The organism is Limosilactobacillus alvi, from assembly GCF_016900115.1.
Classification (GTDB): Bacteria; Bacillota; Bacilli; order Lactobacillales; family Lactobacillaceae; genus Limosilactobacillus; species Limosilactobacillus alvi.
This window is the reverse complement of sequence record NZ_JACJJQ010000022.1, coordinates 12,380-33,577: the sequence shown is the minus strand read 5'-3', so window position 1 is coordinate 33,577 and position 21,198 is coordinate 12,380. Positions and strand designations below refer to the sequence as shown.

The following is a 21,198-nucleotide window of genomic DNA, read 5'->3' as shown; positions in this document are numbered from 1 at the left end:
AGGCCACCCACGTTGGGCAGCCTAAACTAGACCAATTTAGCCTTAAAAATTCTATCAGTACCAGTTGACGAAGAGCCAAGAAACTTGAGTTTCTTCCCACCCTCGCTTCATTATAAAACCCTAGTTTCGACCAGTGTATTTATCAGAAATTGTGAAGTGCTTGGAAATGTGAACCTTTGGCTTTTGCGTTACATCGGCACCATAGTACTTCATAGCGATCTTCTTGATCGTGCCGTTTTTGATTAACTTCTTCAGCGACTTGTTAATCTTCTTTTGTAAGTCCTTGTCGTTCTTGTTAATCAACATTCCTTCGCCAGCGCCATCAAGGTTGGTAGTAAAGTACATGTTAGGTAAGATCTTTAACCCACTATTTGGTACAGCCTTCAAAGCTAATTTTTGTAAGTAGTAGTCATTCATAATTAAGTCAGTCTTACCGTTCTTAACATCTTTGAGGTAAACGTCGTTAGAAACGTTGTCGTAATTAACGAGTTGCGCACCAAGTTGTTGGGCTAGCCGTTGATAACCCGTTCCGGCTTCCCCAGCAGCTTTTTTGCCTTTAATATCAGCCCAGGAGTTAATGCCGGAGTTATCACTAGCCCGGACAACAATGCTGTTAAAGGAGTGTTTAAATGGCGTCGTCATCAAGAATTGCTTTTTCCGGGTTGGAGAAATCGCGTAGTCGTTGACTGCCAAATCAGCTTTACCAGACTTAACAGCAGCCAATTGACCGTCAACGTTATATTCCTTGAATTTGACCTTCATTCCAAGATCTTTGGCCACCGCTCGAACAACTTCGATATCATAACCAGTTAATTTCTTGGTCTTTGAATCATGATAAGAAGTTGGGTAAAGGGTCCCAGAAGTGGCAACCGTCAAAGTCTTCTTGTCACTTGCACTGTTTTGATTACCACAAGCAACTAAACCGCCAACGACTAATAAGGACATTGCGGCTAAAGCAATCACCTTAAACTGTCTAGATTTGAAAAACATAATGAACAATACCTCCTAAATTTGTTAATTAAAGGATAACCTAATCGACAAAAAATGCAAGCGCTAACAAAGTGAAATATTACACTAAGTTATGATTTAAATGACGTTCCAACAGATCCTGGCCAAATGACATTAGGCAACAAACCAACCAGTAAATTACGGCAATAACAATATAAATGGTCATGTAGTCCTGATTAGCACCCGCCACAATTTTGGCCTGCATAAACATTTCCGAAACCGTAATCATCGCGACTAAAGAAGTTCCCTTAAATAAGTCTAGCAATACATTCCCTAATGACGGAATGGCGATCCGAAAAGCTTGGGGAAGCAGGATATGATAAACCACTCCAAGGTAGGAAAAGCCAAGTGAAAGGCCTGCATCCATTTGTCCCGGATCAATGGCAAGAAAAGCTGACCGATAGTATTCAGCTACAAAGGCCGCTGGAACAATCGTTAAGGAAGTAATCGCGGCTGGTAAGGCATCTAGATTTAACCCAAAATAGGTTAGAAAGAGGACCACTAACATTGGCACACCCCGGAAAAAGGAAATATAAAAACGGGCAGGCCATTGTAAAAACTTTATTCGGCTAATCCGCATTAACATCAAAATAAAGCCCAAAATGTTTGCAAGGCTAAAACAGACTACTAACAAAAATAAGGACATTGGCAGACCACTTAAGATCGTTGGAATTGAGTCGAAAGCCAATTTAGCATCAAAAAAGCCTGGTATTGATAATTGAGTTAACAAATCCCCCATTTTTGATCCCTTCTCTTTACAAAATTAACAAATTAGTGATGATTCGTCTTTAATTTAACCACGTTTGTTAAACGCTTACAAGTTAAAAGTGATATCATAAAAATAGTTCTTGTTCCCCGTGAAACATAGGAGGTTGCTGATGACAGAAAATTTATTATTACAACCAGCTATCAAGCTCGCCCAAATGATTCGGGCAACAGAAATTTCAAGTAGCGAATTGATCGATACCGCCTTTGCAATGATTGAAAAGCAAAATCCGCAATTAAACGCGGTGATTAGCGAACGGCAAGCGGCAGCGAAAAAAGAAGCTACTCAATTACAAGACCATGGTCAACCATTTCTTGGTGTTCCCCTTTTGTTAAAGGGACTTGGACAAGATAAAGCAGGACTTCCATCAACCAATGGTAATCGCCTTTTTGGTAATAACATTGCCCAAAGCTCCAGTAATTTTACCAAAGCACTGGAAGCTGCCGGCTTTATCATTATCGGCCAGACTAACTATCCCGAATTTGGCTTTAAGAACGTTACGGACTCGAAAATGTACGGGAATGCCCATAATCCGTGGAACCTCGATTACTACCCTGGCGGTTCTTCCGGTGGGGCAGGAGCAGTAGTTGCTGCTGGTATGCTTCCCCTAGCTGCCGCAAGTGACGGTGGTGGTTCGATTCGAATCCCAGCTTCTTGGACGGGAACCATTGGCCTAAAACCAACCCGAGGCCGGATCGTAACGGGACCGGTTGATTGGCGATCTTGGCAAGGAGCAGCTGGTAACTTTGCGATTACCCGGTCAGTCACCGACACCGCCCAATTATTAGATTGTTTGCAAGCTCTTCAACCGGCCGCGGTTTTCCAAGTTCCACTGAATGAAAAAGGGTTTGTTAACCAATTAGCTACCAAGCCAAATTTAACGGTTGGTTACACCACGGTTTCACCAGTCGGAACACCCGTTGATCAAGAAGCGATTGAAGCCGTTAAAGAAGCGGTCATATTCTTAGAAAGTCAAGGAATTAAAACCGAAGAAATTGCTTGGCCAACTGATGGTAAACGCCTCATGGATACTTATTACTTGATGAACGAAGGCGAAACCGCCGCCATGTTTGACCAAATTGAAGCTGGTTTAGGCCGGTCAATTACGAGTAACGATATGGAACCATTAACTTGGGCCCTCTACCAAACTGGAACTCATGTTACTGCTAGTCAATACAGTCGCGCATTGAGTACTTGGGATTTTGCGGGTGAACAAATGGCTAAGTTCCATCAGAAGTACGATCTACTTTTGACCCCAACCACGGCAATGACGGCGCCGAAGATTGATGAGCCATTAAATACCCCAGCGGAAATTGATACCATGCTCCACATTACCGAATTAAGTCCAAAGGAGCAGCAACAATTCATTTGGGACCAATGGTTAGCTGCCTTAACCCGGTCACCATTCACCCAGCAAGCTAACCTGACCGGTGAACCAGCAATTAGTCTTCCAACTCATGTAACGAAAACCGGCTTGCCAATTGGTATTCAATTTGTGGCTGGTAAAGGACAAGAAAGTCAGTTACTGCAAATCGCTAAACTTTTTGAAGATCATCATCAGTTTAAATTTTTACATTAGCAAAAAAGGTGCAATTGAGAAAAATTCTCAACTGCACCTTTTTGATTTATGAGGACTGTTAGAGCATAAGATTAATTAATTAGTTTCGACCCCTTTACCATCGTATTCAGCAATCATGATCTTCTTAAGGTCGCTGATTAATGGTTCTTGTGGGTTAGCCGTTGTACATTGATCTTCGTAAGCCAAGGTAGCTAACTTGTCAACCACCTTGTCGAAGTGGGCCTTGTCAACCCCCCATGCCTTCAGACTAAGGGTTACCCCAACAGAGTGGGCTAATTCCTTAATCTTGTCACAAAGCTTATTGATCAATTCCTCGTTCGAGTTACCAGTTAAGCCAATCGTCCGCGCAATCGTTGCGTAATCATCAGCAGCCCGGAAGGCTTCGTACTTTGGCCAAGTGCTGAACTTCTTAGGCAAGGTTGCGTTGAACTTGATAACGTGTGGCATCGTGATGGCAATGCAGATTCCGTGGGTCAAACCAAACTCCCCACCAAGCTTGTGAGCAATTGAGTGGTTGATCCCAAGGAAGGCATTCCCAAAGGCCATCCCGGCTAAGGTTGAAGCGTTGTGCATTTCAGCCCGGGCTGCTTCATCTCCATTGTAAGAAGCCGTCAAGTTATTAAAGACCAACTTAATTGCTTGCAAGGAAAGTGGCCGGGTGTAGTCAGAAGCCATTGAAGATACGTAGGATTCAATAGCGTGACAAAGTACATCCAATCCAGAAGCAGCAATGTTACCCTTTGGTACGGTATCAACAAATTGTGGATCGACAATAGCAACATCAGGTGTCAAAGCATAGTCAGCTAATGGGTACTTAACGTGCGTTTCGGAGTCCGTGATAACTGCAAATGGTGTTACTTCAGAACCAGTCCCAGAGGTCGTTGGGATCGCAACCATTTGAGCCTTCTTTGGCTTATCGAACCGGTAAGCTCGCTTCCGAATATTCAAGAACTTTTGCTTTGCACCGAAGAAGGAAGCATTTTCGTTTTCGTAGAACATCCACATCCCCTTAGCAGCATCCAATGGCGAACCCCCACCAAGAGCAATGATCGTATCAGGCTTAAAGGACTTCATTAAAGCGACCCCTTTTTGAACCGTATTTGTACTTGGGTCTGCTTCAACATCAGAGAAGACTAAGTATTGTACATCATTTTGCCGTAACTTCAATTGGTCAACAACAACGTCAACGTAGCCGTGAGCGTAGATTGATGGTCCAGTAACGATGAAGACCCGGTTAATGTTTGGCATGTCCTTGAGGTAACGAACAGAGTCCCGTTCGAAGTAAATCCGTGGTAATTTAATCCATTGCATGTTATTCCGCCTCTTGGCAATTGTCTTAATGTTGAGCAAGTCGTAGTCAGTAACGTTATGGGAAATGGAGTTTTCACCCCATGAACCAGTCCCTAAGGTCAAAGATGGCGTCATCCGGTTGTAGATGTTACCAATCCCACCAAGGCCGGATGGCGAGTTAACGATAACCCGGGAAGCCTTCATTTCAACCCCGTATTCACGAGCAAGATCCATATCAGTAGTCTGGATAGCAGCCGTGTGTCCTAACCCACCGTAGTTAAGAAGGGCACTACACTTAGCAAAGGCATCTTCCTTGCTTTCGGCCCGGTAAACAGAAAGCACTGGACTTAATTTTTCACCCGAAAGAAGCTCCTTTGGACCAATTTCGTTGATTTCAACTGCTAAGACTTGGGTATCTTCAGGAACCTTAATGTCGGCCATTTTAGCAATCTTCATGGCAGACATCCCGGCAATTGGACCATTAACACCACCGGTCTTTTCGTTGAACATCGTCTTCCGTAACTTAGCGTGTTCTTTCTTTGGGACAAAGTATACTCGGTTGGCTTCTAAGCCGGCCTTAACTTCTTCGTAAATGTCTTTGTCAATTACGGCACTGTTTTCAGTAGCACAGATCATCCCGTTATCGAAAGTCTTGGAAAGCACAATATCATTAATTGCTCGGGCAAGGTTAGCACTTTTTTCAATGTAAACTGGACCGTTACCAGGACCAACCCCTAAGGCTGGTTTACCAGTAGAGTAAGCAGCCTTAACCATTCCGGGGCCACCCGTAGCAAGGGTGCAGGCAATTCCAGGGTTGTTAATCAAAGCAGTACTAGTTTCCCTGCTTGGTTCGTCAATCCATTGAATGGCACCTTCTGGCGCACCAGCAGCGATGGCCGCGTCCCGAACAATCTTAGCAGCATGACGGGAACACTCCAAAGCTTGCGGGTGGAATGAGAAGATAATTGGGTTCCGCGTCTTCATAGCAATGATAGCCTTAAACAACGTGGTTGACGTTGGGTTGGTAACTGGAGTAATCCCGGCTAAAACCCCGAGTGGTTCAGCAACCGTGATCAACTCATCTGCCTTGTCATCCTTAATAACCCCAACAGTGTGATCCTTACGAATGTTGTGCCAAATTTCTTCAGTGGCAAACATATTCTTAATTGCCTTATCTTCAACGACTCCCCGGCCAGTTTCCTTAACCGCTTCAATCGCTAATTTCATGTGCTTGTCTTGCCCAGCTTCAACCATTTGGTGAGTAATGTAGTCAACCTTCTTTTGGTCAAAGCCTTGCATAATGTCGAGGGCTTCGTGAGCTTTTTTAACTAGCTTATCAACCATCGCTTCCGCGCGAGCCTTCTTATCAACTTCAGGGGTTTGAGCTTCATTCTGCTTAGCCATTCTAAACAGTCCTCCTTGAACTCTTAAATCATTTGTATCTTGTTTACGGTTATAAGTTTACGGGAGCAATGTGAAAAAGTCAACAAACTTTTTAGCTTGTTTTATTGGGTTTTACCCTATTGTTAAACGTTTGCTTGTGAAATTATTATCATTGCCATTTTGAACTAGCCCGTTTTAAAGATAATGGAAACGGATACAAATGATGTGTAAATAATTCGCTAACTGCTTTTACTTGGCGCTAAAAAAATATTGGTCTAGTTTTGAGGAAAATTGGTCGGTCCACGTTGAATTGCAGTTCGGATGTTGTTTCTTCTTTAATTAACCATTTTGGGCTAAAACTAGGAACGCTTAATAGTATGGTATAATGTCTGATTGTGTGAAAATCGAAATTAAACTTTGAAAGGAATACGATCAACGTGACAAAATTACGCTCAAAAGATTATCTAATCCTTGGTTCGCTCTTTTTTGGGATGCTTTTCGGCGCTGGCAATTTAATTTTTCCCATTCATCTTGGCCAATTAGCTGGTCAACATTGGCTCGTAGCGGCTGGAGGATTTTTACTTTCCGGAGTCCTCTTACCATTTTTAGCCTTGTTAGCCTTGGCTTTAACTCGTTCGACCGGGATTGATGGCCTGGCCAAACCACTTGGTAAATGGCCGGCATTAATCTTTCTAATTGTCGTTCAAACTACCCTGGGACCTTTGTTTGCGACCCCACGAACGGCAACCGTTTCATATGCGATCGGCATTGCCCCACATATTCAAGCCCATAATCAAAGGCTAGTGCTACTGATATACACCGCCCTCTTCTTTACTTTGAGTTACTTAGCAATGGTTAATGCGAGTAAGATTACCGATTGGATTGGAAAATATCTTAATCCGCTCTTCTTGTGTCTGTTAGCAATCATCTTTATCTTGGCCTTCATTCACCCCATGGGTTCCGCAAAAACCGCGACTTTTACTGCAACCTACCAGAATCGTGCCTTTTCGAATGGCTTTTTAGAAGGATATAACACCATGGATGGTCTTGGTGCCTCCATCTTTGGGGTAGCCATTATTACCGCCCTCCGTGAAATGGGGGTTCAAGATCGTAAAACAGAAGCCCTCGCTACCATCCGCAGCGGTCTAATTGGAATAAGCGGGATTGCCATCATTTACATCGGTTTAATTTGGCTAGGAGCGACAAGTCGGCATCGCTTTAGTTTGGCAGCGAATGGCGGCACCACCCTGGCCCAAGTTGCTAATTTTTATCTTGGTACCGTCGGAGATATATTATTAGCTTTATTAACTATTCTCGCCTGCATTACGACTGGAATGGGACTGGTATCGGCCTTTTCGCAAGATTTTCACCGGCTTTTCCCCCAAGTTTCTTATCAGAACTTCCTCCGCCTTTCGTGTGGGATCTCATTTTTAATTGCTAACTTAGGTCTTAATTCAATCATTAAGTGGTCACTACCAATTTTGGTTTTTCTTTACCCATTAATGATTGCCTTAATCTTGCTCGGAATTGTTTCGCCACACTTTAAGCAGCAAGTTCTCTTATATCGCTTGACCACTTGTTTAACCTTAATCCCAGCTTGCTTTGATCTAGTAAAAGCCTTACCACCGGTTCTTTCACAGACTAGCTGGGCACAAGTGCTAATTGATTTTGCCAACCACTATTTACCCCTTTATCCAATTGGGTTTGCCTGGTTGCCATTCACTTTGACCGGCTTAATCTTGAGTTGGTTAATCGTTAAATTATCTATTTCTAAATAAAATGGAGTCTCCCAACTTTGATTGGGAAACTCCATTTTTTATTTAACAAGTTCAAATCCTTGTTTCTTAACAAATTGAGCCACTTTTGGCCGGCGTAATTCAGCAAAAAAAGTTGCCTGAGTTTGGGTCCAAGTCGTATCTTTTTGGTGGCTTGAACGATGTAAATAATACTGGTGGACCGCTTGGTCATAATCTTTAAGCTCGGTAAAACCGGCTCTGGGATATTGATCGACGGCAGTAAATTGGTTGAGTGGCAACCGGGGCTTGACTCCGTTCTTCACCGTTGGTATCCCAATCGTCATCCCAAAGAGTGGCACTGTTAATGCTGGTAAATTCAATAACTCTGCAACGCGCGCCAGATTATTCCGAATGCCACCAATATAGCAAATTCCTAACCCCATTGATTCCGCCATTAAAGCCATATTTTGAGCAGCAATCGTGGTATCAACCGTCGCTACTAAAAAAGATTCCAAGTTCTTCAAAGGGGCTAAGCTTTGATGATTCGCCTTTAAAATTTGCGCTTGCCGGTTCAGGTCAGCAACAAAAACAAAGAAACCACCACTCTTTTTCACATAAGCGGCACTTTGCGAAATGTCGGCAAGTTCATTGCGAACCAATCGATCTTTAATATCCAGAATAGTAAAAGCTTGAACAAAATTTGAGGAAGAACCAGATTGAGCAGCTTGGAACAGCTTTGTTTTTACTTCATCACTCAACGACGTAGCTTCAAAATCACGTACCGAAACATGATGTTGCATTTGATTTAATAAATCCATTTACGTTTTTTCCTTTCAAAAAAGGCGCGGAAACCAGTTTTCCGTGCCATTTTGTATTTACTTCGAAATCATCCTTGTCACGGCTTCATTGACCGCTTGAGCTTCAGCTTGAACTAAGGCTACCTTGGTCTCAACGACTTTAACATCCATTTGAATTTCCCGGGTTAAACCAGGTGTATTGACTTTTGGCTCAAAAAAGGCCTTAAATTCAGCAAGACGCGCTGGGGTATGGAAGATGGCAGAAGTAACCGTAATAAAGGTTGCAAATTCCATGTCGCCACCGACCGTTGCATCTAGCCAGTCCCATTCGTCACGAATCCAGTCCCAGGCCGCTTGTTGACCAGCTGGGTTGGCAAGTAAGCCCCGGTACCAAGCCCGAAGATCTTGCGGTTTAATGGTCTTGGCATCTTCAAAACGATCTATTAACTTACCAATCAGGGTTGTATCCTTAGTCTTAGTTAAGGCAAAGCAAAGGTCTTGCTTGTAACTAGGATCACTCGTTTGCTGATAGTCAGTTAATAATTGGTCAAAGAGTTCACCAGAGCCAAAGTTAACCACTTCATTTTGCAAGACTAAAGCCCGTACGTCTGCTGGCAATTTAGCCGCTGAATGTTGTTTAAACAAGGCGTGAGCAGCGGCAATTGCGGCCGAATCTTCCGCGTAGAGAGCAGCTGACAAAATCGTTGGCCGCATTAGTTCAGCATCAAAATCATCATTTATTTGTTTTTTCCAACCTAACCGCTTAGTTTGATCAGCACTCAAGGTTGCAAAGTATTGCTTTAAGTTAGTTTCACTTGGTGTGTTTGGTACGATAAAGTCCCGCAATTTACTTGCGATTCGGTAAAGGGCATCATTAACGATGGCTGACTGGCTAGCCTTAAACTTGCCAAGCAATCCAACTAAATCAGCGTAGCTAATTTGATGAGCTTCCGCTAGGAGACGGAGGTCTTGTAAGAGTTGTAATTGCGTAATATGGTCTAGTTCGTTTAAGTGATCTAGGATATCATCAAGCAATTCGGGAGCATACTTAACAATTAAGTGGGAATTATTCCCATCATTCAACCGTAAAGGTTTCCCAGCGGCTTGCCGGAGGCTTTGGTAATCACCAAGGTCTAAATCCGCCTTTTCCATCAACTTAGGGGCTTTAAAGTTAGCATTCAGTGGAATTGGCCATAAGCGATTTTGATCCTGGCCATCCCCAATAAAGAATTGCTTTTGATGCAACGTAAGGTATCCATCAACCACTTTGGCTTCCACGACTGGATAGCCAGGTTGATTCAACCAGGCCTTCATAATTGCTCCAATATTCATTCCAGAAGCTTCACCAAGGGCCTGCCAAAGATCATCCCCCTTGGCGTTGCCGTACTGATGAGCCGCAAAATAGTTCTTGAGGCCTGCTCGTAAGGCATCATCCCCAATTAAGGACCGCACCATTACCAAAAGGCGGCTTCCTTTGGCATAAACAATCGCCCCGTCAAAAATGGCATCGATTTCCCGGGGATCCTCGACATCAACGTGAACAGATTGGACCCCATCAGTAGCATCCCGCTGTAAGGCCATTGGCGCTTCGGAAGTTTGGAAGAGTTCCCAAATATGCCAGTCTGGTTGTAAAGCATCCACCGAAAGGTATTCCATCATATTAGCAAAAGATTCATTTAACCAAAGATCATCCCACCAGTTCATCGTTACTAAATCGCCAAACCATTGGTGGGCCAATTCGTGGGTAATCACGGTCGCAACAACACGCTTGGTATCCAGCGCGGTATTATCCGGATCCAAAAGCAAATAAGCTTCCCGATAAGTTACTAAGCCCCAGTTTTCCATTGCTCCTGCAGAGAAGTCTGGGAGAGCTAATTGCCATGAGTGTGGCAATGGGTACTTAGTTTGATAGAAGTCCTCGTAAAATTCAATTGCCCGTTTAGCAATATCAAGGGCAAAATCAAGTTCTTTTGCTTGATGGGCCTTGGTCGCAAAGACACCAACTTGGACCCCACTCTTAGTCGTGGTTAATTTCTTTTGCATTTCCCCAAAGGCAAAGGCAACCAAGTAAGTTGACATTTTGACCGTTTCTTGGAAGTAGTGCACCCCATTAGTAACGTGATCCTCTGGCATATTGGCAATAATTGTTTCGCCTGGATGTTCATCAAATTTAATTGCCAAACTAAAGGTTGCCTTCGCGGCAGGTTCATCCACACAAGGAAAGGCTTGCCGGGCAAAAGTCGTTTCAAACTGGGTCCCAACTAATTGTTTCCGTTCCCCAGCCACATCGTAGTATGAAGGATAGATTCCCATCATAGTGTCCGTCAGCGGTGCTTGGTAGTCAATCGTTAACGTAACTGGCCCTTGCTTAGCCAGTTTAATTTCAATGGTTTCCCTTGCTTGGTTTAATTCAAACGGAACTGGTTGTCCATCAACTAATACTTGGCTGACTTGGAGAAATTTTTGATTGACCGCAATTTCAGTTTCTTTGGCTTTTCCAACAATTGTGGTTGTCCCCTTGATCGTCTTTGCTTTCCGATTAATGTCAATCAACAAATCGTAATGTTCGGGAACAAATGATGCTAATAAACGTTTTGCCATTTAATCAATTTCCTTTCGTAATATTTATTTTTCGGTTTTGGAAGGATGCACTTGCCCTTGGATAAAGTCCGCTGCCAGATCATAAACCGCTGGACTCCAGAAGTTAGTTTCGTGGTCAGCTCCTTTAACCCGGACCGCAGTGACGTCAACACCAGCGTCCGCTAGAGCATGTGCCATATCTTCCATTTGATGATACGGAACCACCCGGTCAGCATCCCCATGGAAAAGTAAGAATGGTGGATAAGCTTGCCCGGCCTTAATTTGATAAAGCGGACTCATTTCCTTTTTCAAATTAGGCCACTTTTTTTGATCCTTTCCAAACAAACAATATTGTAATAAATCAGATCCAGGGACTTGGCCACTATATTTAAAGACATCTTCAACGTCAGTTGGCGCAAAACAAGCAATTACCGCATTAACTGCATCCGATTCTTCTGGATAAGCCGCCGTCCGGTAACGTTTATCGTTTCCCGTCAAACCAGTTAAAAGCGCAGCGTTGCCACCAGATGAGGTTCCCCATAAAACCACCCGGTCAGGATCAATCGCATACTTAGCCGCATGGGCCCGCAAAAAGCGAATCGCCGTTTTAACGTCTTCTAAAAAAGCTGGAAAAGGGTGACCTTCAATCGAGTTTCGGTGTTGGATCGTTGCCACCACCATTCCTTGGTGAACGTAACGAACCAACTGCGGGATTTCTTCCCCTAAGGTTGGTCGTTGCCAAGAACTTCCTTGAACAAAGACTAATAATGGACGTTGCTTGAGTTCCCGGACCCGATACCGTTGTAACCACGGAACTAGGAGGGATAGTTTCAAAGCCTCCCCATCAACAGCGGCGTAAGTAACATTTTCAATCAACCGCACTTGCCCCGTTAAATTAGGATTAGCGGTAATTTCTTTGATTTCCATTTGGTTACCTCTTTTTCTAATTAGCAATGATTTCTTTTTGGATAATCTTGAGGCGGTCATCTAACCGATAAACAATTGGTTCAGCATTAGGAACTTCAACTTGATTAATTTGATCATCTGGAATGCCTTCGAGGTACTTAATTAAGGCTCGTAACGAACTTCCGTGAGCAACCACCAACTGATTCTCATTATTTAACAACCGGGGAGCAATTGCATCTTCCCAGTAAGGAAGTAACCGCTTCTCAGTCATTGCTAGACTTTCAGCCAAAGGTACCTGAACACCTAAGCGATCATAGCGCCGGTCATGTTGCGGCTGGCTTAACCGTGGTGGCACTGCTGAGTACCCCCGCCGCCAAGCTTTAAATTGCTTTTCACCAACTCGGGCTTTAACTTCATCCTTATGTTGACCACTAAGTGCCCCATAATGGCGTTCATTTAAGCGCCAAGTTTTATAAATTGGCAAATATAATTGATCTTGAGCGGCTAAAATTAAGTTTGCCGTAATAATTGCCCGTTGCATATACGAAGTATGAACGGCCGTATATTGATAACCTCGTTTAGCAAGTATTTGACCGACTTTTTTCGCTTGGGCGACCCCTTTTGCCGTTAACGGTGAATCCGTCCACCCGGTAAAAATATTATCCAAATTCGCCTGGCTTTGACCATGGCGAACGACAATTAAAATTGGCATTGTTCACCTTCTCTCTCACCTTTCTTATCTTATCACGATCAATTAACTTAGAATATTAATTCCGGAGCATTTTTAGTAAATAATTATCTAATAACGGTCTTAACCAAAACCATCAAAATTGGGATGACAATAATTGAAAGAACTGTCGTTTCTGTTACCATTACCGCGGCATACTCAGAATCAGCATGATAGAGTTTGGAAACAACTGGGGCATTCGTCATCACCGGCATCGCTGCTTGAATAATAAAGACTTGTTTCATCAAGGCTGGCATACTGCTTGGTAAAACCAATAAGGCCATTAAAGCTGGCGCGATTAAGAAACGACCAAGTAAAATTCCCCAGGCATCCCGCGTGAACCGGATCCGACTTAAGCCAGCGTTAGAAATCGCAATTCCAATGAAAATCATTGATAACGGAATGGTTAATCCCCCTAGATAACCACAAGTCTGCACAATAAATTTCGGTAAATGAATATGCAAAACCACCAAAATTACGGCCACAATAAACCCAAGGAGTGGCGGAGAAAATAATTTTCCCAACGCTTGTTTAAAATTAATCTTGGCCATTCCAGTACCGTCTTTTTGAATCAGCCACACACCGAGCGTCCAAAAGAAAGTTGTATTGGCCATGTAGTAAACCAATACATAAGGAATCGACGGTGTTCCAAAGAGGGCGAGATTAATCGGTAGACCGATAAAAACGGTATTCGAATTAAAAAACATTGATGAAAAAAGACCCAAGTGACTTTGCCGAATTGCCAAAGCCCGGGCAATCGCTAAGGACAAAGCAAACAAGATTACCATCGAAATTACCGGGTATCGTAAATCTGGTAACAAAACGTGTAATTCATTCGCTGAAAACTGCTTAGTAATTGTAGAAATCATATAAGCAGGCAAAGCCACCTGAGTAACTAAGCGGGAAATAATCTTCGGTGAAACCGGACTAAACCATTGATGCTCATTGGCAATAAAGCCGACCAAGACCATAATCAAAATGACGCTAACTCCCGAAAGCGCCGCTAAAAATACTGCTAACATCTTTTTCCTCTCTTTTTATGTAATCCTCCTTATTTTAGGCTGATTTACTCAAATTGACTACAATATATGAGAAGAAAATTAGAAAAATTAAACTTAATAAGCAACCTCTCAGCTAGCCCGCCAAAGATAAAAAAAGGAAGCTGGGAATTTCTTCCAACTTCCTCTAGATCAATCTAATATTTTCCCTCATTCGGGTAAGAAATAATTACGACCATCTTGCCATGCCAGGTCCAAGTTTGAACATTATTTGGCAAGATAAAGTGAGTTCCCCGTTTCAAATTATAAGTTTGGTCGCCAACCGTAATTTGACCATCGCCAGCAACAACTGAGCACAAAGTAAATGGCACTTCATTGCGAGTTTGTGGTAAATCACCAAAAATCGTTAATTTTTTAACCGTAAAGTATGGTGAATCGGGAGCAGTCACCAAGGTGGTAATCGTTGAATTTGCCACCTGTTCCGTCTTTTGGTGAAGCTTCGGCAACTTGAATGGAACCGTAATGACATCCTTAGCTGGGCCAAGGTGTAATTCCCGCTTATTTCCTTGGTCATCCGTCCGATCATAGTCATAAAGTCGGTAAGTAACGTCAGAACTTTGCTGGGTTTCAAGAACTTCAATTCCTTCGGTTAAGGCGTGGATCGTCCCACTAGGAACGTAGACAAAGTCCCCGGTTTTAACCGTTAACTTACCAAGAAGTTGATTCCATTTCTCTTCATCGATTAATTTTTCTAACTCTTCCTTGGTCTTAGCCTTGTGACCATAAATCAGATAAGCACCTGGTTTGGCCTTCAAGACATACCAGCACTCGGTCTTTCCCAACTCATTTTCATGCGCCATCGCATAGTCATCAGCTGGGTGCACTTGGACGGAAAGCTTTCCATTAGCATCCAAAATCTTGGTTAATAAGGGGAAGCGATCGCCAGTTGGGTGACCAAACAAAATCGGTTGGTCATGAAAAAGATCAGCAAGATTTTGACCCGCAAATTGGCCATTGGTAACCACACTTACCCCATGAGGGTGACCTGAAATTGCCCAACATTCACCAATCTTACCCTCGGGAATATCATAGCCAAAATCGGTTTTCAAATTTCGTCCACCCCAAATTTTTTCATGGAAAACAGGTTTTAAAAATAATGGTTCTTGCTTCATTGATCTTTCCTTCTCTTTTATGCTTCTGGTAACTTAATTTCAAACCGAACTTCGTGATCTTCTTCAGCGGAAATGTGGTAAGCTGGTTCAACATCAGCGCCCCAGCTATCAATCCCACCAACACCCCGTACAGCCCCGGCAATCACGAGGACTGTCCGTCGTGCTGGCGGAAGTTCTTCGTGGTGGGTGGCGTTTTCGAGTTCTTCACTGGTATATGGTAAGGCGCTGAAGGCAAAGTCATGCTTATTAGCCTTAAATAGTAAACTAAATGATTCCTTATCTGGGTCAGCATTATTTTGGGTTGTCGCCCGGGTAAGCTTAACCCACTTTGTTGCCATGTGCATCCCATTTTCTTGCGGTACCAAGTACTTCGTAACTGGTAGGCCAGTAACTTCATAAGTCCCTGGTTTGCCCCCGGCCATCCGGTCAGGATAAGTTTCACCAGAAAGGCCTTCATATTTAAACTTAGTAGCTTGCGTTGGCATAATGAACCGCATCCCAAAGACTGGCAATTGGGGTAACCCAACTTGGCCGTGGTACTTAGCAACAACTTTAATTGTCCCGTCAGCCTTCACCTTGTAGCTTACCTTAACGGTGGTTGCTGGATTTGTTAAGGTTTGGTAAGTGTAACTAAGCTTAACTTGCTTAGCATATTCGGCATTACTAAATTGATTAGTAGCTGGCGCAATTGGTAAGTGCTTAAACCTGTGGTCATCAACTTTTAAAGTGATCTTAGTGCATGGCAAAGCATAGTCAGCTGCTAACCATTGGGCCGACTTAATGTTAAAACCATTTCCCCGGTCATTATCAGTTGTTGCCCGCCAGAAAGTAGGCTTTGGTTCCCGGTACAACCATTCTTTTCCGGCAACTTTTAATGATTCTAAACCACCCCGTTCGTAGGAAAACAGGTAAGCAAAGTTTTTTCCTTGAAGTCCAAGAGTGCCATCACCGTAAATTACGTGGAGTTTATTTTGGTAATCCATAATAATACTTAACCTCCTGCATTGCTGGCTTTGGTGTCCGATCCGCAAACATAATCCCGTCACCAGAGAATTCATAATCTGAATGGCGATCATCAAAGTCCCCACCATAACGGAGAACTTCTTCACCAGTTACCGGATCCTTTACAAAAATGGCTTGGTCAATGAAGTCCCAGATAAAGCCACCGGCATATTGTGGGTATTTCTTCATCAATTTAATGTACGAACCCATCCCGCCAACGGAGTTCCCCATTGAGTGCATATATTCGCATTCAAGGAATGGTTTATCGGCATGCTTTAAGTACTTTTCTACCCCTTTTGGTGGTAAGTACATCCAACTTTCAACATCAGAAATTTGGCCTCGATAAGCTTCGTTACGGCAAACGCCTTCATAGTGAGTTAACCGACTATCATCATGATCCTTGTAGAACTTGTTCATTGCCGCAATATCATCGGCAGCATATGATTCATTCCCTAATGACCAGAATAAGATAGCTGGATGATTCTTGAAAGTTTCAAAGTTAGTCCGAGCCCGGTCAAGCACTGCTGGTAACCAAAGTTTCAAGGAACCTGGAACGTTATATGATGGTTCGACAGCCCCCGATTTTTGCCAAGTACCATGACTTTCAAGATTATTTTCAGCCATCATATAAATCCCGTTTTGATCACAAAGTTGGTACCATTCCAACCGATCTGGATAGTGACAAGTCCGAACAGCGTTAATGTTATTTGCCTTGAAAGTAGTAATATCTTGCTTCATATCCGCCATCGTAATTGTCCGCCCACTGTGAGCATCCCATTCATGGCGGTTAACCCCGTTAATAATCAAACGGTGGTTATTAAGCATAATTACGTGATCTTGATTAATTTCAATCCGGCGGAAACCAAAGTCATAGGGCACAACTTCCAAAAGGGTACCACTTTGGTTGTAAACCTTAATGGTTAAATGATAGAGGTACGGATCATCCGTATCCCACAGGTGGACCCGTTCAAAGTTAGTTGGACGAATCGTTGTGGTATCGTTAACTTCATATCGTTCATGGATTAAAGTTTGGTGATCAGCATCGGCCACATCAACCGTTAAATAACCCGCTTCTTTAGTTTCTAGCTTTAATTTCATTGCTAATTGACCACCAACAAAATCGTCATTAACGGTTGGCATCAAGTGCAAGTCCTCGACATGAATCTTTGGTTGGGCAATTAATGAAACGCTCCGGAAAATTCCAGAGAAACGGAACATATCTTGATCTTCCAACCATGATGCTGAAGAATGCTTGAAAACTTCAACTACGATGACGTTATCTTCATCTTTCAAATAAGGAGTTAAATTAAATTCACTCGGGGTAAAACTATCTTCGGCATAGCCAATAAAGTGACCGTTAAGCCAAAGATAAAGGGCTCGTTCAACTCCTTCAAACCGAACCCGAATCTGTTTGCCCTTTAAACCTGGAGCTAAATTAAACTTTTTCCGATAAATACCAACAGAATTGTCCGTTGCTTGACTGAAAGAGCCAGTTTGTAAGTTTTCAGCCTCAAGGGCCCCAGCAGGCCGCCGGAAGATTTTTCCTTCCCATGGATACCAAGTATTGATGTAGTGAATTTGCGCATAATCACTCATTTCAATTTCGCTTGGCACCGTAATCTGGTCTGTAAAACCTTCAAAATCGCTTTGCCAAAAGTTAGCTGGCCGAACCTGGGGATTTTCAGCAAAAATAAAATCCCATTGACCATCTAAGGATTGAACCAAACTACTTTTACCATCTAAGACTTCTTCCGCCGTCGCATAAGCTTGGTGATCACTGTGAGCCGGGAGCTGATTAATCCGGTAAACAGCTGGATCATCCAACCATTTAAGTTCTGCTTCCATCGGAAAACCTCCTTAAACTAAATGCCGGTTTTTACTAAACGTTTACTCATATAGTATAGCGCTTTCACAAATTAATATTAAGGGTTGACTTTCACGATTTGTTCAATTCTTTTGAAAAAAATATAAATAGGAAAGGATGGAAAATGGTTTTCTCAACGGCCTAGTTGGATTGTTCGGAGCAAGCCAGCCAACTTCTTTAGCGTTTGTGAGCCCATGCAAGGCTGAATCGGCTGGTGCGACCGCCAGGGAAGCAACTGCCATTCAGCTACTGCTTTGACCTTAGTTACTGAGTAACATTCGGAGATGAAAAAAGAGCTAGGAAGAAATCAAATTTCTTCCTAGCTCTTAGTAGTGCGGCAAAGAGGATTCGAACCTCCACGGTCTAAAACAACCACAAGATCCTTAATCTTGCGCGTCTGCCAATTCCGCCACTGCCGCGTCAACAGGTAATATAATATCAAGTAAATACCTGTTTGACAACCCCTTTTTTAAATCTTTTCGATTTTTTTGATTAAAAACTTACCGCCACATTTGGCACAAATATAACGATCAGTGTTAAACCGGCGTTTTCGCCGAATTATTACCCCACAATGTTGACATTGATAATCAATAATTCACTGGGGTTTTGCTACCCGCGTTCGACTGGTCGCCGGGGCATAACGCGATCCTCCTACCGCTGCCAATAAACGTTTAAAATCAGCATCGCAGTGGCGATAGCCTCTTCTTGCTAAGTGTAAATGATAGTGGCAGAGTTCATGTAAAACAACCCGCTTTAAGTTAGCCATATCAAATTCTTCATACATCAAGGGGTTAATATCAATATGATGGTCTTGTAAATGATAACGGCCACCTGTTGTCCTTAAACGGCGGTTAAAAATAATCGGGTGTTTAAGAGGCTTTCCAAACGCCGCTAAGGACCACTGTTGAGCTAAATGCTGGAGTTCTTCATTAGTCATTTTGCGGTCCTAACATTGTCAGTTGAATCCGTTGGCGCTTTAAGTCCACAGATTGAACCCAAACGGTCACAATATCCCCAACAGCCACAATTTGACGAGGATCATTAACAAACCTCTTGGTCAACCGCGAAACGTGAACTAAACCATCGTGTTTAACACCGATGTCAACAAAAGCGCCAAAATCTACTACGTTACGGACGGTTCCTTGTAGTTCCATCCCCGGTTTTAGATCTTCAACTTTTAAGACGTCCTGTCGTAACAATGGTGCCGGCATCGTATCGCGGAGGTCCCGCCCCGGCTTCATGAGATCATTAATCACATCGGTAATCGTTGGCAGACCCGCTATTTCAGTAACGAATTGTTGTTTGTCTAACTTTTGTAGTCGCCGATTAGCCTCAGCCGTTCCTAAGTCATCCGGTTGAATTTGAGCGGCTGTAAGTAATTGACTTGCCAAAGCATAACTTTCTGGGTGGACATCAGTATTATCTAGTGGGTTTTCCCCACCAATAATCCGCAAGAACCCGGCTGCTTGTTCATAGGCCTTTGGTCCTAGCCGGCTGACCTTTAGTAATTGTTTTCGATCGGTATAAGCACCGTTCGCATCTCGGTACTTAACAATATTTTTAGCAATCATTCCCGACAGTCCAGAAATATGCGTCAAAAGTTGGTAACTAGCCGTATTTAAATTAACTCCAACCCGGTTAACAGCCCGTTCAACAATTGTACTAAGTTCAGCCTCAAGTTCTTTTTCTGGTAAATCATGTTGGTATTGTCCAACCCCAATTGCTTGCGGATCAATTTTCACTAATTCCGCTAACGGATCTTGCAGTCGTCGACCAATGCTAATCGCACTTCGCTTTTCAACCGTCAAATCTGGAAACTCATCTCTGGCATCCTTACTTGCTGAATAAACTGAAGCCCCGGCTTCGTTTACAATCACATAGTAAACCGACCGGCTAAGTTTCTTCAATTCATTCGCCACAAATTGTTCTGATTCCCGACTTGCAGTTCCGTTTCCAATCGCTATCATTTCAACATGATACTTTTCAATCAATTCCCTTAATTGTTGACCGGCAACAGCACGTTTCGCTTCTGGCGCTGGCGCATGCGGATAAATAACTGCGGTTTGTAATAACTTACCGTGTTGATCAAGAACGGCCAGCTTGCATCCAGTCCGATAAGCTGGGTCAAAGCCTAATACCACCCGTCCTTTTAATGGCGCTTGCATTAATAGATGGTATAAGTTTTCACCAAAGACCTGGATCGCTTGGTCACTAGCAACTTCCGTTAATTGCCGCCGAATTTCTCGCTCCGTGGCCGGTAACAAGAAGCGTTTATATGCATCCATCGCTGCTTTTTCAACTAACTTTGCCGATGGACTCGTTGTATGATCTTGAATTAGTCTAAATTTAAAATAGTTTTTAATCGTTGTTTCATCGAGAAGTAATTTTACCCGGAGAACCTTTTCTTTTTCTCCCCGGTTAATCGCCAAGGTCCGGTATGAGGTCATTTCAGCAACCGGAATCTTAAAATCATAGTACTGTTGGTAGACGCCCATTTCATCAAGTGCTTGTCCATCCTTTTTTACAGTTGTTTCAATTTTGCCATGATCTTGGGCATAGCTTCTAAGCCAAGCTCGCGCAGTACTCATTTCACTAATGGCTTCAGCTAAAATTTCATGAGCACCAGCTAAAGCGACTTCGACATCTGGGACATCGTCATTCAAATACTTAGCTGCTTCTTCAGTTGGTTCCGTCATCGAGTAGGTTAATAACCAATTAGCCAGTGGCATTAGGCCATGTTTCTTTGCGACTTGCGCCTTTGTTTGCCGTTTCTGTTTAAATGGTAAGTACAAGTCTTCAACCGTTGCTAAATCTTGGGCTTCGTTAATTTTCTTTTCCAAAGCTGGCGTTAACTTTGCAGCTTCCTTAATTGCCTTAATCACCGTCTGCTTCCGGGCAAAAAGCTCACTCTCCTTATGATAAGTCGTTTGGATTTCTTGAAGGGCGACTTCATCAAGCGTCCCCGTCCGTTCCTTCCGATAACGAGCAATAAAGGGAATCGTATTCCCTTCATCCATTAATTGGAGGGCAGTTTTAACTTGCCAGGCTTTATATTTTGATAGATTATTTGCAACTTGATTTATGACTGTTTGTTCCATACTTCCCCCTCAAGATTAGTCCATGGTAGCAATTTTGATGCTAGATTTGGTTTAATTTTTATTATCGGCGACAACACGGGAGAAGCGCTCACCAAAATTTTTAAATCACATCGTTTTTGGCAATCTTCCGCGTAATCTAGCTTCCAAAAATTCATCCCCAAGTTAAGCTGACCGCCCTAAGACTATCTAAAACTTAGGCGATATGCTTTAATAGCTACACAATTCCAAATTATATCTAGCGCAATCCGGCTCTGCTGTACTTTGGATAAGTGTAGAGCTTAACGCGCGTTTT

Annotated in this window: 15 protein-coding genes, 1 tRNA gene and 1 pseudogene; 2 read left to right on the top strand and 15 right to left on the bottom strand. The window is 43.0% G+C overall.

What is annotated here, in order from left to right; genetic code table 11:
- Positions 1-120: 120 nt before the first annotated feature.
- Both H5993_RS05770 and H5993_RS05765 read right to left on the bottom strand, forming a co-directional pair.
- Positions 121-990, bottom strand: coding sequence for a transporter substrate-binding domain-containing protein (locus H5993_RS05770; protein WP_204776592.1), 870 nt, complete (start codon positions 988-990; stop codon positions 121-123).
- Positions 991-1,069: 79 nt separating this feature from the next.
- Complete coding sequence (locus H5993_RS05765) at positions 1,070-1,747, bottom strand: amino acid ABC transporter permease (protein WP_204776591.1); 678 nt, start codon at positions 1,745-1,747, stop codon at positions 1,070-1,072.
- A 139-nt stretch (positions 1,748-1,886) separates the two neighbouring features.
- Between H5993_RS05765 and H5993_RS05760 the strand changes: the two genes are divergently transcribed.
- Complete coding sequence (locus H5993_RS05760) at positions 1,887-3,353, top strand: amidase (RefSeq protein ID WP_204776590.1); 1,467 nt, start codon at positions 1,887-1,889, stop codon at positions 3,351-3,353.
- Positions 3,354-3,428: 75 nt separating this feature from the next.
- Here H5993_RS05760 and adhE read toward each other — a convergent pair whose 3' ends face one another.
- The gene (adhE, locus tag H5993_RS05755) at positions 3,429-6,047 is read right to left on the bottom strand and encodes a bifunctional acetaldehyde-CoA/alcohol dehydrogenase (RefSeq protein ID WP_204776589.1); all 2,619 of its coding nucleotides are present in this window, start codon (positions 6,045-6,047) and stop codon (positions 3,429-3,431) included.
- A 410-nt stretch (positions 6,048-6,457) separates the two neighbouring features.
- Here adhE and brnQ point away from each other — a divergent pair, with 410 nt between their 5' ends.
- Positions 6,458-7,804 carry a branched-chain amino acid transport system II carrier protein gene (gene brnQ / locus H5993_RS05750; RefSeq protein ID WP_204776593.1) on the top strand — a complete coding sequence of 449 codons (1,347 nt, stop codon included), beginning with the start codon at positions 6,458-6,460 and terminating at the stop codon, positions 7,802-7,804.
- A gap of 38 nt (positions 7,805-7,842) precedes the next feature.
- Here brnQ and H5993_RS05745 read toward each other — a convergent pair whose 3' ends face one another.
- From H5993_RS05745 to H5993_RS05690, 12 genes and pseudogenes are all read right to left on the bottom strand, one after another.
- Positions 7,843-8,580 (bottom strand): NADPH-dependent oxidoreductase, encoded by a 738-nt coding sequence (locus H5993_RS05745; protein ID WP_204776588.1) that lies wholly within the window; start codon positions 8,578-8,580, stop codon positions 7,843-7,845.
- Positions 8,581-8,637: 57 nt separating this feature from the next.
- Positions 8,638-11,160, bottom strand: coding sequence for a M1 family metallopeptidase (locus H5993_RS05740; RefSeq protein ID WP_204776587.1), 2,523 nt, complete (start codon positions 11,158-11,160; stop codon positions 8,638-8,640).
- 24 nt (positions 11,161-11,184) lie between these two features.
- Positions 11,185-12,066 carry an alpha/beta hydrolase gene (locus tag H5993_RS05735; RefSeq protein ID WP_204776586.1) on the bottom strand — a complete coding sequence of 294 codons (882 nt, stop codon included), beginning with the start codon at positions 12,064-12,066 and terminating at the stop codon, positions 11,185-11,187.
- Positions 12,067-12,082: 16 nt separating this feature from the next.
- A complete protein-coding gene (locus H5993_RS05730; protein ID WP_204776585.1) occupies positions 12,083-12,757 on the bottom strand; it encodes a 2,3-bisphosphoglycerate-dependent phosphoglycerate mutase in 675 nt (224 codons plus the stop codon).
- A gap of 83 nt (positions 12,758-12,840) precedes the next feature.
- Positions 12,841-13,794 carry an AEC family transporter gene (locus H5993_RS05725; RefSeq protein WP_204776584.1) on the bottom strand — a complete coding sequence of 318 codons (954 nt, stop codon included), beginning with the start codon at positions 13,792-13,794 and terminating at the stop codon, positions 12,841-12,843.
- Positions 13,795-13,967: 173 nt separating this feature from the next.
- On the bottom strand, positions 13,968-14,942 hold the full coding sequence (gene manA, locus H5993_RS05720; RefSeq protein WP_204776583.1) for a mannose-6-phosphate isomerase, class I: 975 nt from the start codon (positions 14,940-14,942) through the stop codon (positions 13,968-13,970).
- Between the two features lie 17 nt (positions 14,943-14,959).
- Positions 14,960-15,925, bottom strand: a complete 966-nt coding sequence (locus tag H5993_RS05715) for a beta-galactosidase small subunit (protein ID WP_204776582.1) — start codon at positions 15,923-15,925, stop codon at positions 14,960-14,962.
- Positions 15,909-17,789, bottom strand: a complete 1,881-nt coding sequence (locus H5993_RS05710; protein WP_204776581.1) for a glycoside hydrolase family 2 TIM barrel-domain containing protein — start codon at positions 17,787-17,789, stop codon at positions 15,909-15,911. The genes H5993_RS05715 and H5993_RS05710 overlap by 17 nt, the downstream gene beginning before the upstream one ends.
- Positions 17,790-17,891: 102 nt before the next feature.
- The gene (locus H5993_RS05705; RefSeq protein ID WP_204776580.1) at positions 17,892-18,050 is read right to left on the bottom strand and encodes a hypothetical protein; all 159 of its coding nucleotides are present in this window, start codon (positions 18,048-18,050) and stop codon (positions 17,892-17,894) included.
- A gap of 91 nt (positions 18,051-18,141) precedes the next feature.
- Positions 18,142-18,227: transfer RNA gene (locus H5993_RS05700), tRNA-Leu, on the bottom strand.
- 50 nt (positions 18,228-18,277) lie between these two features.
- Positions 18,278-18,745, bottom strand: a pseudogene (locus tag H5993_RS05695) (SprT family protein).
- Positions 18,738-20,906 (bottom strand): Tex family protein, encoded by a 2,169-nt coding sequence (locus tag H5993_RS05690; RefSeq protein ID WP_204776579.1) that lies wholly within the window; start codon positions 20,904-20,906, stop codon positions 18,738-18,740. The pseudogene H5993_RS05695 and the gene H5993_RS05690 overlap by 8 nt, the downstream one beginning before the upstream one ends.
- Positions 20,907-21,198: the final 292 nt, after the last annotated feature.

Coding starts and splice junctions, on each gene's coding strand:
- H5993_RS05770 (WP_204776592.1), bottom strand. CDS start 990: ATGTTTTTCAAATCTAGACAGTTTAAGGTGATTGCTTTAGCCGCAATG.
- H5993_RS05765 (WP_204776591.1), bottom strand. CDS start 1,747: ATGGGGGATTTGTTAACTCAATTATCAATACCAGGCTTTTTTGATGCT.
- H5993_RS05760 (WP_204776590.1), top strand. CDS start 1,887: ATGACAGAAAATTTATTATTACAACCAGCTATCAAGCTCGCCCAAATG.
- adhE (WP_204776589.1), bottom strand. CDS start 6,047: ATGGCTAAGCAGAATGAAGCTCAAACCCCTGAAGTTGATAAGAAGGCT.
- H5993_RS05745 (WP_204776588.1), bottom strand. CDS start 8,580: ATGGATTTATTAAATCAAATGCAACATCATGTTTCGGTACGTGATTTT.
- H5993_RS05740 (WP_204776587.1), bottom strand. CDS start 11,160: ATGGCAAAACGTTTATTAGCATCATTTGTTCCCGAACATTACGATTTG.
- H5993_RS05735 (WP_204776586.1), bottom strand. CDS start 12,066: ATGGAAATCAAAGAAATTACCGCTAATCCTAATTTAACGGGGCAAGTG.
- H5993_RS05730 (WP_204776585.1), bottom strand. CDS start 12,757: ATGCCAATTTTAATTGTCGTTCGCCATGGTCAAAGCCAGGCGAATTTG.
- H5993_RS05725 (WP_204776584.1), bottom strand. CDS start 13,794: ATGTTAGCAGTATTTTTAGCGGCGCTTTCGGGAGTTAGCGTCATTTTG.
- manA (WP_204776583.1), bottom strand. CDS start 14,942: ATGAAGCAAGAACCATTATTTTTAAAACCTGTTTTCCATGAAAAAATT.
- H5993_RS05715 (WP_204776582.1), bottom strand. CDS start 15,925: ATGGATTACCAAAATAAACTCCACGTAATTTACGGTGATGGCACTCTT.
- H5993_RS05710 (WP_204776581.1), bottom strand. CDS start 17,789: ATGGAAGCAGAACTTAAATGGTTGGATGATCCAGCTGTTTACCGGATT.
- H5993_RS05705 (WP_204776580.1), bottom strand. CDS start 18,050: ATGGCAGTTGCTTCCCTGGCGGTCGCACCAGCCGATTCAGCCTTGCAT.
- H5993_RS05690 (WP_204776579.1), bottom strand. CDS start 20,906: ATGGAACAAACAGTCATAAATCAAGTTGCAAATAATCTATCAAAATAT.